This window comes from Cellvibrio zantedeschiae (assembly GCF_014652535.1).
GTDB classification, from domain to species: domain Bacteria; phylum Pseudomonadota; class Gammaproteobacteria; order Pseudomonadales; family Cellvibrionaceae; genus Cellvibrio; species Cellvibrio zantedeschiae.
In genome coordinates this window covers 1003526-1018407 of sequence record NZ_BMYZ01000001.1, presented here as the reverse complement: position 1 = coordinate 1018407, position 14882 = coordinate 1003526, and the positions used below count along the sequence as shown (strand labels likewise).

Sequence of the window (14882 nt, the reverse complement as noted above, 5' to 3'; positions counted from 1 at the left end):
ACATGAGGACCAATTATGAGTAAACATTACTGGTTATTTAAAGCAGAACCTCATATTTACGGAATTGATCATCTCAATGCCGCACCAAAAAAAATTGGTCGTTGGGACGGCATCCGCAATTACCAGGCACGAAACTTTTTACGTGACCAAGTAGCAATTGACGATGAAGTTTTTATTTACCACAGCAGCTGCAAAAATGTTGGTATAGTCGGCACCGCAAAAGTGGTGAAGACCGCCTACCCAGACCCAACACAATTTGATCCAGAAAGCGATTACTACGACCCTAAATCCACGCAAGAAAATCCGCGTTGGGTATCCGTAGATATTCAAGTCACCCAAACTTTCCCACGTATTATTCCACTCGCTGAAATTAAAGCCCAACCAAAACTGGAAAACATGGTATTGATAAAACAAAGCCGTTTATCAACACAGCCCGTCACAAAGGCAGAATGGGATTACATTTTAAAAATGGTTTGAGGGAACAATAATTTATGAAATTTATTAACTGCACTTATGACGCTCACGCATCTGCAATCCTCGCCATTTTCAACCATTCCATCGCAACATCCACTGCGCTTTACGATTATGAGCCACGCACGTTAGAAACCGTAAAAAATTGGTTTGATGCAAAAACCCGTTTAGATTTTCCCGTAATTGGAATAACTGATGACACAGATCAATTTATGGGATTTGCCACCTACGGAGCCTTTCGCGCTGGCGCAGGTTTCAAATACAGCGTTGAACATTCAGTTTATTTAGACCCAGCACATTTGGGTAAAGGTTTGGGCAAGATATTAATGCTCGAATTAATTCGCCTCGCAAAAGCTCAAGGTTTACACACATTGATAGGCATCATCGATATGGAAAATACTGGCAGCATTGCCCTGCATGAAAAGTTAGGATTCATTCACGCAGGCACAATCAAACAAGCGGGTTACAAATTTGGAGATTGGCGGGATTGTGGGTATTACCAACTCTTGCTGGAAACACCTGACACTCCTAACGAAGATTAAGTTTTATATAAAAATTTTCTACGAAACAAATAACTAAACCTAAATACAGCGGGTAATAAAAAGCCGGTAATCTATACCGGCTTTAGCGAACAAATAATAATTACTATATTACTTGCGGAAACGTCTCATACCCAGTGCCAACAGACCTAAAGCAATTAGCGCAAGACCAGAAGATTCATCAACACTAACAGTAGACTTGATGCGAACATCGTCAATGGCAAAAGCGTCATTAGATACTGAGCTATCAACACTAACCCATTTCAAAGTGGCCAGGTTAGTAAAGCCAACAAATGATCCTGAGCTTACAATAAAAGATTCCAGCAGTGTATTGCTGGAGTTGTAAGCCTTGATACTATATTGACCAAGAGGAGAAGTGTCGCCAAGCCAGAATTCAATACCTGAACCTGAGTTAACTAACGATAATACAAGCCCTGCAACGGTAGGGTATGGAGCGCCCCCATTGGTTGAACCTGTCAACACGCCAGTACCCGAACTAGCATTGTAACCATATAAAAAAGGCAAGTTATCGATCTGAGGTGTGCCGCTATCTACCTGAGAGAAGATCACTCCAGAACCAGCATATTGATTACTGATAATTGTGCCTTCTACTTGGCCTTCAAAATCGATAGCGGCGCCACCGAAGGTAGAAGTAGCGGAAGAAATTAGGCTTGCATGTGTGGCTTGACTCAAGCAAGCAGTGAGAAGAAAGACACCGGCAGCAAATTTAAATAATTTCATGTAATTTTCCTTAAAGATTAATGTGGATAGCAATTCAACTAATTGCATAATTTGTACCACTTAAAATATTTATTAAAATCAATAAGATACAATAATCCCGTCGCATTTTTTATACGTATTGTAAAAAATATCGACAACCGATGTGAAAATTATTAAGAAAGCTGATGTTTAAAATCAACCATACAAAAAAATTGGGTCACCCAAATAAAAAAAGCCGATCATTTGATCGGCTTTTTTTATTTGATTAAATCAGGGAAAGTTATTCCCACTCAATCGTCGCTGGTGGTTTGCTCGATACATCGTAACAAACGCGTGACACGTCAGAAATTTCGTTAATAATTCGGCCAGACACTTTCTCTAACAACTCGTAAGGTAAATGCGCCCAGCGTGCAGTCATAAAATCGATGGTTTCTACGGCACGCAATGAAATGACCCAAGAGTAACGGCGGCCATCACCTACTACACCAACAGATTTAACTGGCAAGAAAACCGCGAAGGCTTGTGAGGTTTTGTGGTACCAACCGGACGCGTGTAATTCTTCTAAAAAGATTGCATCTGCTTCGCGCAGAATATCCGCATATTCTTTTTTCACTTCGCCGAGAATACGCACACCCAAACCTGGGCCTGGGAATGGATGACGGTAAACCATGTCGTAAGGTAAACCCAATTCCAAACCAATTTTACGTACTTCGTCTTTAAACAATTCACGCAGCGGTTCAACAAGTTTGAATGCCATATCTTCCGGCAAACCACCTACGTTGTGATGCGATTTAATTACGTGTGCTTTACCGGTTTTCGCGGCAGCAGATTCGATAACGTCTGGATAAATGGTGCCTTGCGCGAGCCATTTAACATCTTTCAACTTGGTAGCTTCTGCATCGAACACATCTATAAAAGTGCCACCAATAATTTTGCGCTTTTTCTCAGGATCGTTTTCGCCTTTCAATTTCGTTAGGAATTGATCTTGCGCATCAGCACGGATAACCGTTACGCCCATATTTTTGGCGAACATATCCATCACTTGATCACCTTCGTTTTTACGCAACAATCCGTTATCAACAAATACGCAGGTAAGTTGTTTGCCGATGGCTTTATGCAAAAGCGCAGCAACTACGGATGAATCAACACCACCAGACAGGCCGAGCAATACTTTGTCTGTACCGACTTGTTCGCGAACTTTTTTGATAGCATCTTCAACAATATTTGCCGGCGTCCACAAAGGCTCGCAGCCGCAAATATTTAAAATAAAGTGTTCGTAAATGCGCTGGCCTTGGAGTGTGTGAGTTACTTCTGGATGGAATTGTACGCCGTAGAATTTTTTAGCTTCGTTGTACATACCTGCAATTGGACATGATGGTGTAGATGCAAGAATCTCAAAGCCCGCTGGCATTTTGGTCACTTTATCGCCGTGACTCATCCATACATCCAATAATGCACTACCATCGTGATCAACATGATCTTTAATATCTTTGAAGATCGCACTATCACCTAAGACTTTAACTTGCGCGTAACCAAACTCACGAATATTTGAACCTTCAACCGCGCCGCCCATTTGTTCAGCCATGGTTTGCATGCCGTAGCAAATACCAAACACGGGCACGCCCAAATCAAACACAGCTTGCGGCGCTCGCGGTGAATTAGCTTCATGAACAGATTCAGGGCCACCAGCGAGAATAATACCTTTTGGATTGTACGCGCGAATTTCTTCATCGCTCATATCCCAGGCGCGGATTTCAGAGAAAACACCAATCTCACGCACACGACGTGCAATTAATTGAGTGTATTGCGAACCGAAATCCAGAATAAGAATTCGCTGTGCGTGAATGTCGTGAGTCATGCTGATTCCTGAAAATAAATAAAATGAAATTCTTTAAACGAAAAACTCGGGCGTACCCGAGTTTTTACTTCAACCGTGTGTGAAGAAAATTATCTTCCACCAATCGGGTAATTCGGCGCTTCTTTCGTAATCTGAACATCATGCACGTGACTCTCACCCATACCCGCAGATGTCACACGTACAAACTCAGGCTTGGTACGCATGGTTTCCAAATCCGGGCAGCCGGTGTAACCCATGGCTGAACGTACGCCGCCCATCATTTGGTGAATGATGGCTGTCAAAGCGCCTTTATAGGGAACACGGCCTTCAATGCCTTCTGGAACCAACTTCTCTGCACCAGCGCTGGCGTCCTGGAAGTAACGGTCAGATGAACCCTGGGTTTGCGCCATTGCACCGAGTGAACCCATGCCACGGTAAGCCTTGTATGTACGGCCTTGATACAACTCAACTTCGCCCGGTGCTTCTTCAGTACCCGCAAACATAGAGCCCATCATTACCGCGTGAGCACCTGCAACGATTGCTTTAGCAATGTCGCCAGAATAACGAATACCACCGTCAGCAATCGCTGGTACACCAGTACCTTTAAGCGCAGCAACTACGTTGGCAATCGCGGAAATTTGCGGAACACCCACACCACTTACGATACGGGTAGTACAAATTGAACCTGGGCCGATACCGACTTTAACAGCATCTGCACCTGCAGCAACCAAGGCGAGCGCAGCAGCGCCCGTGGCGATGTTGCCACCAATCACTTGCACATCGGGGTATTTGGTTTTGATCGCTTTTACGCGGTCGAGAACATTTTTGGAATGACCGTGAGCGGTATCAACTACCAATACATCCACACCCGCTTCAACCAAAGCATCCACGCGCGCATCTGTATCGCGGCTGGTACCAACGCTCGCGCCTACGCGCAAACGACCTTCCGGGTCTTTACAGGCATTGGGGTATTTTTCGGCTTTATTGATGTCTTTTACGGTAATCAAACCGCGCAATTCAAAGTCGTCGTTCACCACAAGAACTTTTTCGATGCGGTGTTTGTGCAAAAGATTACGCACTTCTTCAGCAGAAACACCTTCTTTTACCGTCACGAGTTGAGACTTTGGAGTCATGATGCTGGATACGCTGGCATCCAGATTGGTTTCAAAGCGAACGTCGCGACCAGTAACAATACCGACCAGATTGCCGTCTTGCATAACAGGTACGCCGGAAATATTGTTTTTGCGAGTTAAAGCGATCAGTTCGCGAATCGTCGCACTGGCATCAATAGTGATAGGGTCTTTAACCACGCCAGCTTCAAACTTCTTAACAGCGCGCACTTCTGCAGCCTGTTCTTCGATTGACATGCTTTTATGGATAATGCCAATGCCGCCGTCTTGGGCAATAGCAATCGCAAGGCGCGCTTCAGTTACGGTATCCATGGCCGCAGAAATAAGGGGGATGTTCAACTGAATTTTGCGCGTCAGCTGGGTTTTAAGCGATACGTCTTTTGGGGTTACATCGGAAAAACCGGGCACCAACAAGACATCATCAAACGTGAGGGCTTCTTCAGCAATTCGCAACATACCAACCAACCTCAACCCGAACGGGCACACCAGAGAAAATAAACGCGGAATTATAACGACTTAGGCAAGTTGGGTAAACCCAAAACACAATAGCTAGTAGTAATCGCCCTGGTAAATTCAAGCTATCCGATTTTACCGGCATCCTCTAAAATGCTGACTATGACAACATCAGACCTCTTTAATTCGCCCCCTGAGCGAGTCGGGTTGCCTGAGCGCGAAATCATCAGCGTCAGCCAGCTCAACCGCCGTGCCAAGCAGCTGTTGGAAACCCATTTGCCCTTACTTTGGGTCGAAGGAGAACTTTCCAATGTCTCCGTGCCCTCATCCGGCCACTGGTATTTCACGCTAAAAGATAGCGATGCCCAAGTGCGCTGCGCCATGTTCCGTAACCGCAATATGATGGTGAAGTTCCGCCCGCAACAAGGCCAACATGTTCTTGTGCGCGCACGCGTCAGCCTCTATGAAGGCCGCGGTGACTACCAAATTATTGCCGAACATATGGAAGAAGCCGGCGCGGGTGCCCTCCAACGCGCGTTCGATGAACTTAAAACAAAGTTAGCCCACGAAGGCTTGTTTGATCCGCAATACAAAAAGAACGTACCTTTATTACCCAAACATATTGCGGTGATTACCTCCCCTACGGGCGCGGCCATTCGCGACATTATTAATGTGCTTGAGCGACGCTTTCCGAGCATTCCGGTCACAGTAATTCCAGTTGCGGTGCAAGGCAAAGAAGCTGCGCCACAAATTGTAAAAGCTATTAGCCTCGCCAATCGCGCAGGCTTGTTTGATGTGGTTATTCTGGGGCGAGGTGGTGGCTCACTCGAAGATTTATGGCCATTTAATGAAGAAATTGTTGCACGTGCGATTTTTGCTAGCGATCTTCCGATTGTCAGCGCCGTTGGCCACGAAGTAGATTTCACCATCGCCGATTTTGTCGCAGACTTGCGTGCGCCTACCCCGTCGGCAGCAGCCGAATTAATCACTCCTGACGGCGAGGATTGGCTAGATAAATTTATTGGTTTTGAAGTGCTGCTGGAAGAAGCCATGCAAAGGAGCCTCAACCACTGGCAACAGAAACTCCAGTGGCTGCGCTCACGTTTGCGCCACCCGAAAGATAAGCTGGAACAGCAAGCACAGCGTTGCGACACTTTGGAAATCCGTCTGAAAAATGCCATCCAAAAAGCGCTTACGCATTCGCAAAACCGACTCAACACCTTAGTTCTTCGCCAAAAAGCACAGCACCCTCAAACACGTTTGTTACAACTTACTCATAGGTTTCAACTAGCGAGGCAAAATCTGATTAAAGCCCAATCGCAAATTTTTATTCAAAAGCGTCAAGGGTTTAATGAAGCTGTGCGAATGTTAAATACGTTGAGCCCCCTCAAAACACTTGAGCGTGGCTATTCGTTAACAACACTAGCAGAATCGCAAACACCTATTACAAGCAGTCAGCAACTCAAGCCGGGTGACAAAGTAAAAACCCAGATCGCCAAAGGCGAGTTTGTTGCTGTGGTGGAAAGTATTAACCAGTAAGACAGATTGCTTTAGGTCGCCCAGCTCAGTATATTGGCGACTTTCTTGTCGGAGCGCCTCGGTGTCCTTGTAAATGGACATACGGAGGCTGAGATGGGTTCGGCCCAATCCGTAGAACCTGATCAGGTTGAGACCTGCGGAGGGAACAAGGTATTCATGGGCACTACCCCGACCTCGTTCTAAATCCCCTGCCTCAACGCGACATCCCGAGGCGCAATGACCAACTCAAGTCCACATCATATTGCAATTCCCGGCGCTGGTTTGCTGGGGCGTTTGCTCGCGTGGCAACTTTTGCAGTCGGGCTGCAAAGTCACTTTATTTGAAGCAGGAAGTTTTACACCCAATCAACCGCAAACAGATCGTGCCGCCGCATTTACGGCAGCGGGAATGATTGCCCCCCTAAGTGAAGCCGTTGTTTCTGATGAAGGCGTGTATCGCATGGGCCAATTTGCACTTACACAATGGCCGCAATGGCTGGCGACATTAAACGCACCTGCTTCATTATTTTTTCAACGCGGCAGTTTGGTTATTGCGCACCCGCAAGATCTTAGCGAACTGGAACAATTCGAACGCGAATTGAAATTTGTTATTCCGCAGTGCAAAAGCTATCACCGTCTTAACCAACAACAAATTCAGGAATTGGAACCTGATTTAAATCCCAACTTTGCGCAGGGACTTTTTCTCGCTGAAGAAGGCCATATAAATAATCGCGAGCTGCTCACCGCTATTGGACATGAAATTATTGCGCTTGGCGTAAATCTGCGTGAATTCACCAAAGTGAATGTCGCTGCACATAAAATTATCACTGAAAACAGCGAAGAAAATTTTGACCTGGTAATTGATTGCCGCGGCTTTGGCGCCAAATCACAAGACACTAAACTGCGCGGTGTTCGCGGCGAGACATTGCATGTTGAAACCAAAGAAATTCAACTGAGTCGCCCTGTGCGCTTAATGCATCCGCGCTATCAACTTTACATTGTACCTAAACCAAATCACCGTTTTATGATTGGCGCCACGCAAATTGAAAGCGAAGATCGTTCACCAATTACCTTGCAATCTTCGCTGGAGTTAAGCAGTGCACTTTATACTTTGTCGCCTGCATTTGCCGAAGCGCGAATTATCGAGATGGATACCAATTTGCGCCCCGCTTATATGGATAACTTACCGCGAGTGAAAATTCAAAATGGGTTAATTACCGCGAACGGATTATTTCGGCACGGGTATTTATTAGCGCCTGCGGTCGTAGAGAATATTTTGGCGCATATCCTAAAAAAACCTGAACTCGTTTTTACCGAACTATTAAATTAAAAGAAATACAAATGATCAAGATCAGCTTAAACAACGAATCTAAAACAATTGCGACAAACACTTTGCTTAGTGATGCGCTCTTAGACTGGGGATTCGAGGGCGTAAAAATTGCCGTTGCAATCAATGGTGAGTTTGTTCCTCGTTCAACCTACACAGAACGTGAGCTTAAGGATGGCGATCAAATCGATATAGTAAAGCCTGTTGGAGGCGGTTAACCATGACTTACACACCCACACTACCTGCAAAAAATTTCACGCTTTACGGTGAAACTTTTTCCAGCCGGTTTTTATTAGGCACCGCGCTTTATGCATCGCCACAATTAATGCGTGACTCCATTATTCAATCACGCGCGGAAATTGTAACACTGGGTTTACGGCGGCAAAATCCGGAAGATCGTTCCGGTGATGCCATCTGGAAGTTTATTCAGGAAAGTGGTTGTCGTTTATTACCAAATACTGCTGGGTGTAAGTCGGTAAAAGAGGCTGTAACCCTGGCAGAAATGTCACGCGAAATTTTTGATACGGATTGGATCAAGCTCGAAGTAGTTGGTGATGACTACAACCTGCAACCTGATCCTTTTGGTCTGGTAGAAGCATCCGATATTTTAATTAAAAAAGGCTTCAAAGTTTTACCTTATTGCACCGACGATTTAATTCTTTGCAAACGTTTGCTGGATGTGGGTTGCGAAGTGTTGATGCCGTGGGGTGCACCTATTGGCACAGGCCAAGGTTTATTAAACCGCTATAACCTACGCACCTTGCGCGAGAGAATTAAAGATGTACCTATGATTATTGATGCAGGTTTAGGAGCACCGTCGCAAGCTGCTGAAGCTATGGAGATGGGGTTCGATGGAATTTTATTAAATACCGCCGTGGCAAAAGCGCACAATCCGCCACTCATGGCAGAAGCTTTTGCAGATGCAATTGATGCTGGAAGAAAAGCCTATCAAGCAGGTCTGATGCAAAAGCGCCAAACCGCTAGCCCAAGCACACCTACTATCGGCCAACCTTTTTGGCACCAGTAGTATGGCGTCAACAAATAGCAAATGCGCTTAACGGGAAAGCTTATCTATTCGCTCGAGCGCATTTGCTAACACCTCTTTAATTTTCATCGGCTTAAAGTCATCCGAATCAATATACAATTGCATCATGCGATTGAGTCGCTGCAAATGAAATATTATTTCTTGCTGTTGCACATGGGCTTTTTCAATTTTTCGATAAGCGTCCTTATCCCTCTGCAAATCTGAGCTTTGCAACCAATCGCTTTCATCAGCATCAAAAATACCAGAGCCTTTTACGGAGCTTGATAGATGCAACATGACATTTTGTAACGCGTGTAGATGGCGATCACCATGTGTAAAGCCCAATGACACCAGGCTTTCCTTCAATATCTCAAACCAGGCATTTAAGTATTCTCTTTCACGCACAAGCTCGGTTAGAAATTCTGGTAGACGATCTCCCTGCACAACATTTTTAAAAGGCATTTCACTGCGGCGCCAAATCACAGCAAGAATTTCATCGTGACGAAAAAAATAAGCCGGGGCATTCATTTGAATAACGGGAATGACATCGCGCCATGACCGTTGTTGATTCTTAAAACGATTGTGATAAATCGCGATAATTGAATCGGCTAAACCTACAATTTTACCCGCATAACTTAATTCACTTTCCACTGACTCTGTGGGATACCCCGTACCATCACAACGTTCATGATGTTCATAGACTGCTTCAATAACCGTATGCGGCATATTGGGCATTTGACGTAATAGCGATGCGCCAATGTATACATGCTCTTGAATATGACGCCAATCTTCAGGTGACAAGGAACTTTTTTTATCTAAAACAAAAATATCCAGATGCAACATACCTATATCATGGCTCAAGGCGGCCAAAAATACTTCCAGGCAGCCCAGCTCACTAAAACGCATCTCTTTTGCAATTAAAAGCGAAAACCAGGTGCAATAAATGGTACGTGCAAACAATTCAGGCATGGCAAAAGCCATCACTGTCAGTTTTTGTTTTAACAGAGGAAATTTTTCGTAATGAATAAAATAAGGTTTAATGATCGATACAATATCCTGATGCTCATTCACTGCAATTAATAATTCATCTTGCTGCAAAATAGAAATAAAATTCTGCTCTAACTGAGTGGCCGTTATTTCAGCTTCAAGATAAATAGATTGTTCCAGCTGCTTTTGCAAAGGGTGAGGAAGAATCACCGCTGCAAGCTCAGGAGTAATTAACGAATTTTTGGGCGCCAGCAGAACATTTTGCGCACTGTAGATATCATCTTCAGAAAAAATTCCGCATTGTTGACTGACCGATGCCAAACGTAATAAATAGGCATCGGGAATTAGAGGATCATATGCATGTGATTTATTATTAGTTATGAGTCGTAGCATTTATTACCCACAATTACTGATTATATAAACTGCCTCCATGCCCAAACTGTCGCCAGCGACAGCAATAAACTGTAACCCACCAAGCTTGATGCCAGGCGCGGTGCCAATTGGTAATTAATCGCCAACACACCTGCTGAAATCATTGCAGGCATAGCCGCCTCCAAAATAACAACTTGTGCGGCAAGATTATTAATTCCCATTAAATGCAAAATTATCCAAGCCAATAGCGGAGTGAGAAATAAAGTCGCCACCAAACCCACAGTCAATGGCGCAATTAAGTCCCGCTCAAGGCGCAAACGCCATTGCATTCCTACGGCAACCATTACAACAGGTACAAGTGTAGATGAGATTCTCTGTAATACACCTGAAAGCCAGTCAGGGAATTGTAAAAAAAGTGTAACAAAGGCCACTACCAAAGCAATAAATGGGGGAAAGCTAAGGATAGTTTTAGCGAGTTTTTTCCATGAGACCACACCACCACTGTAATAAGCAGCTACAAAACTGCCCAAGGTGTTCAGAGCTACAAAGGTACCAAACTGATCGTAAAGAATAGCGTAAGGAACGGCATCACTTCCCAAGAGGGCTTCAACTAGAGGAATTCCCACAAACCCCGTATTGCCCAAAGGCACAGTGAGCATCAGCGCTCCGGTAACGGATCGTGACCAACCTGCCCTTCTGGCGACAAACCAAATAAACAAAGCGCTTGAAAACATCATGAGCCATGCAAATGCCACTGGTAGAAGAGCGCGCGAATCCAGAGTCAAATGGGGAATTTCAAACAGGATTAACGCAGGTAAGGCGACATAGATTACGTATGTATTCAGGGATAGCGCAAAGGAATCAGGTAAGCGGCGATTTTTTTGCAGAAGCAAGCCAATCGTTAGACAAACCAGAATGACTAAAAGATTACTCATAATAAAAGCGAGGGGAAAGAGCAGGCAAAATATAAAACTCGCAAATTTGATTTGCGAGTTTTGGTTGATTTACTTTTTACGCGAATGCGCATTTTCCAAACGGCGCTTTTTAATAAAGTCACGCTGCGTAACTTTCTTTTTCTTCTCCGCAAAAGGGTTTTCGCTAGTGCGGTACTCAATACGAATGGGGGTACCGTGCAAATCCATTACGCGCCTGAAGGTTTTTTCCAAGTATTTGGTGTAATGGCTGGGAATATCTCCCGTTTGATTACCATGAATTACAACAATCGGTGGATTGTGCCCACCCGGGTGCGCATAACGCAATTTAATACGGCGCCCTTGAATCATAGGTGGTTGATGTTCACGCACAGCATCTTCAAGAATTCTTGTTAAATAATTAGTAGAAAATTTATCCGTTGCAGATTGGTAGGCTTCTTCAATCGATTTATAAAGATTACCTACACCAGTACCATGCAATGCGGAAATAAAATGAATTGTCGCAAAATCCACAAAACGTAAACGGCGCTCAATTTCATTTTTAACATATTGCTTATGGGAATCATCCAGACCATCCCACTTATTTAACGCAATTACCAGCGCACGGCCTGCTTCAATGGTGGAACCCATCAAATGCAAATCTTGCTCAACAACACCTTCACTAGCGTCCATCACCAATATCACCACATTGGCATCGCTAATAGCTTGCATGGTTTTTACGATAGAAAATTTTTCTACCATCAAATCAATATTTTTACGGCGGCGCACACCCGCGGTATCAATAATGGTGTAATTTTTTCCAAAGCGCTCGTAGTTGATATAAATACTGTCACGCGTGGTTCCCGGTTGATCATAAACAACTACGCGCTCTTCCCCTAGCAAACGATTTACCAGCGTTGATTTTCCAACATTAGGGCGGCCAACAACGGCCATTTTTATTCCTTTGGCAACTTCTACTTCTTCGCCCTCGGTAAACTCTGGGATATCCGCGAGAACCTCTTCCATCATGGACTTAACACCACGGCCATGAGTGGCGGTGGTGGCGAAAATTTCGCCCATACCTAACTCATAGAAAGGTGCGAGCGCAACATCAGGGTCCATACCATCAATTTTATTCGCAACGAGATAAGTTTTTTTATTATGAACACGCAAATGTTTTGCGATCATATGATCCGCTGGATGCACACCAGTGCGGCTATCCAAAATAAAGAAAACAATGTCGGCTTCTTCAATTGCCATCAAAGATTGGCCCGCCATCATGCTGTCTATGCCCTCTTCTTCACCGCTGATACCACCTGTGTCAATCACGATGAAGCGACGCTCTTCAAAAGTACCCTCGCCGTATTTTCGATCACGTGTTAAGCCCGGATAATCTGCAACCAACGCATCACGACTGCGCGTGAGACGATTGAAGAGTGTGGATTTTCCGACGTTAGGACGACCGACGAGTGCAATTACAGGAATCATAATGAGTACATCAATTAATTAAATCAGCGAAGCATGCGACCAATTCGTTTAAATATAAAATAACTTAGACGAAAACCAACACGCCACAAAAAAATCAACCACTTAAAGGCCTTTCCTATTGGTTAGGCCTTAAGTGGTTCGAATCAATAACCGGTTTAAACGTTTATTTTTTAGCGTTAGCGGTAAACGCCATCAGGCTTCCGCCATTGCCATAAACATAAAGCGTTTTTCCATCGGTCAACATAGGTGCACGCGCGCCATTGCGATCAACGCGATCACGCGCAGCTAATTCACCTGTAGATTGTTTTAAAACGTGCATGTAGCCTTCAAAATCTACTACCGCAACATAATCACCAAACACTTGTGGCCCACTCAAACGGCGACGCAACAATTTTTCGTTTTGCCAAACTTGTTCACCTGAAGTCAGGCTGTATGCCACGACTTTACCATCGCTCAAGCTCACAAATAATTTGTCATCAGACGCAGCAAGAATTTCGCTGGTGGAGCCATCAATTCCCCACACATTACCACCAGTACCACGCGCCACCGCTGCTATACGACCTTGGTATGTGCCCACATACAAAATGCCATCTTTTAACAACGGACTAGCATGTATATCTACCATGCGGTCTAATTCTGAACGACCTTTTGGCAGCGCCATACGTTGTTCCCACAAAATCAAACCGTTGCTTGGGTTAAACGCCATCAAACGGCCGTTTGCAAAACCAGCATAAATTGCAGTATCCATAACAACCGGAGCAGCTGAACCGCGAAGAGTTAAAAGCGGTGGTGGATTTTCAAAAAACCACATATCTGCGCCAGATTTTGCATCCAACACAAATAATTTTCCGTTCATGGTTTGTACGGCAACAACTTGACCATTGCTTTGCGGAACAGATGAAATTTCACCTTTAACTTGCTTACGCCAAACTTCTTTACCATTAGTTGCAGAAAGTGCAATGACTTCACCCGCGTAATTACCAATGTAAAGCAAACCATCTGCGTAACTAATGCCGCCAGTTACGTCATTATTTAAATCTTTTTCTTTAAAGAAATGCACAACTTGACCGCTGATTCCGGTTAAACCTTTGCTCACATTTTTTGACCAAAGTTTTTTACCATTCTGACGGTTCAATGCAGTCACTATACCTTCGTGATCAACGGTATAAATTTTATCAGCATCAATTGCAGGAGTGAGTTGCGTTAAGCCAATGCCTTGGCCGTCACCTACACCAGTGCTCCAAACCTCTTTGAGATTGGCGGTTTCTTTAAAGCTTTCCAATTCCATTGGCTCTTGGCCAGTTTTTTTGGAGAACCATGAACAGCTGGACATCAAAAGGGCACAGAGCAATAAGCCCCATTTCAAGTGCCTCATTGCGCTTTCTCCTGAGTGGCTGGCGTAGCAGGAGCTACATCGGCAGATTTCAATTCATCAGCTTTCATTTGTAGAACCATAGCGCGCTCTTGCTGCTGAGGATCAGTAGTTTCCAGTGCCTTTTTATAAGCGGTTGCGGCAGCATCTTTATTACCTTGGGCTTTTAAAATATCGCCACGCACTTCAGCATATTCTGACGCAAATGCTTTGCTCGGCTCTTCAGATAATTGCGCCAAGGCTTCAGGATAAGCGCCCTTAGCAACATAAACGCGAGCCAAACGTGCATGCGCTAATTGCGCAGTTGCGATGTCAGGCTTGGATGCAAGAATCCATTGCAATTCAGTAACTGCTTTATCCAAATTACCTGCGTCAACTGCTGATTTCGCGAGATAAAATGCAGCACCTTGAGCATACAACGTCTTACCATTCTTCTCTTTCAATTCATTGGCAATGTGCTCGGCATTGGCTTTGTCGGCCTCAGAAAGTGTCTTGCCTTGCTCAACATTTAAAATTTTGATTAATTCTTCATAGTGAGCTGATGCAGATTCTGCTTTATTGCGTTGTTTTTCCTGCCAGGTTGTCCACGCAAAATAAAGTGCAACAGCCGCTACAATTCCGGTGATCACTGTTTTGCCGTAATCTTTCCACCAGCGCTTTAATACTTCTAATTGTTCTTCTTCGGTTAAATGTACGCTCACAATGAACTCCTAATAATTCACATCAATTTAAAA

14 protein-coding genes and 1 riboswitch are annotated in these 14882 nt (G+C 44.4%); of the genes, 6 read left to right on the top strand and 8 right to left on the bottom strand.

Features of this window, described 5'->3' with window-relative positions:
• Window positions 1-15: 15 nt before the first annotated feature.
• Entirely contained in the window at window positions 16-477 is a 462-nt protein-coding gene (locus tag IE104_RS04520; protein WP_189416345.1) for an EVE domain-containing protein, read from the top strand.
• Between the two features lie 14 nt (window positions 478-491).
• A complete protein-coding gene (locus tag IE104_RS04515; protein WP_189416344.1) occupies window positions 492-1013 on the top strand; it encodes a GNAT family N-acetyltransferase in 522 nt (173 codons plus the stop codon).
• Window positions 1014-1121: 108 nt separating this feature from the next.
• Here IE104_RS04515 and IE104_RS04510 read toward each other — a convergent pair whose 3' ends face one another.
• The 3 genes from IE104_RS04510 to guaB all read right to left on the bottom strand — a co-directional run bounded on the left by IE104_RS04510 (window position 1122) and on the right by guaB (window position 5153).
• Entirely contained in the window at window positions 1122-1799 is a 678-nt protein-coding gene (locus IE104_RS04510) for a hypothetical protein (RefSeq protein WP_189416343.1), read from the bottom strand.
• A gap of 211 nt (window positions 1800-2010) precedes the next feature.
• Window positions 2011-3588, bottom strand: coding sequence for a glutamine-hydrolyzing GMP synthase (gene guaA, locus IE104_RS04505; RefSeq protein WP_189416342.1), 1578 nt, complete (start codon window positions 3586-3588; stop codon window positions 2011-2013).
• Between the two features lie 89 nt (window positions 3589-3677).
• Window positions 3678-5153 (bottom strand): IMP dehydrogenase, encoded by a 1476-nt coding sequence (guaB, locus tag IE104_RS04500; protein WP_189416341.1) that lies wholly within the window; start codon window positions 5151-5153, stop codon window positions 3678-3680.
• 150 nt (window positions 5154-5303) lie between these two features.
• Between guaB and xseA the strand changes: the two genes are divergently transcribed.
• From xseA to IE104_RS04480, 4 genes are all read left to right on the top strand, one after another.
• Complete coding sequence (gene xseA, locus IE104_RS04495; protein WP_373298455.1) at window positions 5304-6689, top strand: exodeoxyribonuclease VII large subunit; 1386 nt, start codon at window positions 5304-5306, stop codon at window positions 6687-6689.
• A gap of 39 nt (window positions 6690-6728) precedes the next feature.
• A riboswitch (TPP riboswitch) is annotated at window positions 6729-6851 on the top strand.
• Window positions 6852-6905: 54 nt separating this feature from the next.
• Complete coding sequence (thiO, locus tag IE104_RS04490; protein ID WP_189416339.1) at window positions 6906-7997, top strand: glycine oxidase ThiO; 1092 nt, start codon at window positions 6906-6908, stop codon at window positions 7995-7997.
• A gap of 11 nt (window positions 7998-8008) precedes the next feature.
• Complete coding sequence (gene thiS / locus IE104_RS04485) at window positions 8009-8212, top strand: sulfur carrier protein ThiS (protein ID WP_189416338.1); 204 nt, start codon at window positions 8009-8011, stop codon at window positions 8210-8212.
• 2 nt (window positions 8213-8214) lie between these two features.
• Window positions 8215-9021 carry a thiazole synthase gene (locus tag IE104_RS04480; protein WP_189416337.1) on the top strand — a complete coding sequence of 269 codons (807 nt, stop codon included), beginning with the start codon at window positions 8215-8217 and terminating at the stop codon, window positions 9019-9021.
• 27 nt (window positions 9022-9048) lie between these two features.
• Here the strand turns inward: IE104_RS04480 and IE104_RS04475 are convergent, their stop codons facing one another.
• The 5 genes from IE104_RS04475 to IE104_RS04455 all read right to left on the bottom strand — a co-directional run bounded on the left by IE104_RS04475 (window position 9049) and on the right by IE104_RS04455 (window position 14849).
• A complete protein-coding gene (locus IE104_RS04475; protein ID WP_189416336.1) occupies window positions 9049-10398 on the bottom strand; it encodes an HD-GYP domain-containing protein in 1350 nt (449 codons plus the stop codon).
• Window positions 10399-10418: 20 nt separating this feature from the next.
• A complete protein-coding gene (locus IE104_RS04470) occupies window positions 10419-11312 on the bottom strand; it encodes an AEC family transporter (RefSeq protein WP_189416335.1) in 894 nt (297 codons plus the stop codon).
• Window positions 11313-11381: 69 nt separating this feature from the next.
• The gene (gene der / locus IE104_RS04465; RefSeq protein ID WP_189416334.1) at window positions 11382-12776 is read right to left on the bottom strand and encodes a ribosome biogenesis GTPase Der; all 1395 of its coding nucleotides are present in this window, start codon (window positions 12774-12776) and stop codon (window positions 11382-11384) included.
• 163 nt (window positions 12777-12939) lie between these two features.
• Window positions 12940-14151 (bottom strand): outer membrane protein assembly factor BamB, encoded by a 1212-nt coding sequence (bamB, locus tag IE104_RS04460; RefSeq protein ID WP_189416333.1) that lies wholly within the window; start codon window positions 14149-14151, stop codon window positions 12940-12942.
• Window positions 14148-14849 (bottom strand): YfgM family protein, encoded by a 702-nt coding sequence (locus IE104_RS04455; RefSeq protein WP_189416332.1) that lies wholly within the window; start codon window positions 14847-14849, stop codon window positions 14148-14150. Before IE104_RS04455 ends, bamB begins: the two co-directional genes overlap by 4 nt.
• Window positions 14850-14882: the final 33 nt, after the last annotated feature.

Excerpts from the sequence above, each read along its gene's own strand:
- thiS (WP_189416338.1), top strand. The coding sequence starts at position 8,009 with ATGATCAAGATCAGCTTAAACAACGAATCTAAAACAATTGCGACAAAC.
- thiO (WP_189416339.1), top strand. The coding sequence starts at position 6,906 with ATGACCAACTCAAGTCCACATCATATTGCAATTCCCGGCGCTGGTTTG.
- IE104_RS04480 (WP_189416337.1), top strand. The coding sequence starts at position 8,215 with ATGACTTACACACCCACACTACCTGCAAAAAATTTCACGCTTTACGGT.
- guaA (WP_189416342.1), bottom strand. The coding sequence starts at position 3,588 with ATGACTCACGACATTCACGCACAGCGAATTCTTATTCTGGATTTCGGT.
- IE104_RS04515 (WP_189416344.1), top strand. The coding sequence starts at position 492 with ATGAAATTTATTAACTGCACTTATGACGCTCACGCATCTGCAATCCTC.
- bamB (WP_189416333.1), bottom strand. The coding sequence starts at position 14,151 with ATGAGGCACTTGAAATGGGGCTTATTGCTCTGTGCCCTTTTGATGTCC.
- IE104_RS04470 (WP_189416335.1), bottom strand. The coding sequence starts at position 11,312 with ATGAGTAATCTTTTAGTCATTCTGGTTTGTCTAACGATTGGCTTGCTT.
- IE104_RS04475 (WP_189416336.1), bottom strand. The coding sequence starts at position 10,398 with ATGCTACGACTCATAACTAATAATAAATCACATGCATATGATCCTCTA.
- xseA (WP_373298455.1), top strand. The coding sequence starts at position 5,304 with ATGCTGACTATGACAACATCAGACCTCTTTAATTCGCCCCCTGAGCGA.
- IE104_RS04510 (WP_189416343.1), bottom strand. The coding sequence starts at position 1,799 with ATGCAATTAGTTGAATTGCTATCCACATTAATCTTTAAGGAAAATTAC.
- der (WP_189416334.1), bottom strand. The coding sequence starts at position 12,776 with ATGATTCCTGTAATTGCACTCGTCGGTCGTCCTAACGTCGGAAAATCC.
- guaB (WP_189416341.1), bottom strand. The coding sequence starts at position 5,153 with ATGTTGCGAATTGCTGAAGAAGCCCTCACGTTTGATGATGTCTTGTTG.
- IE104_RS04520 (WP_189416345.1), top strand. The coding sequence starts at position 16 with ATGAGTAAACATTACTGGTTATTTAAAGCAGAACCTCATATTTACGGA.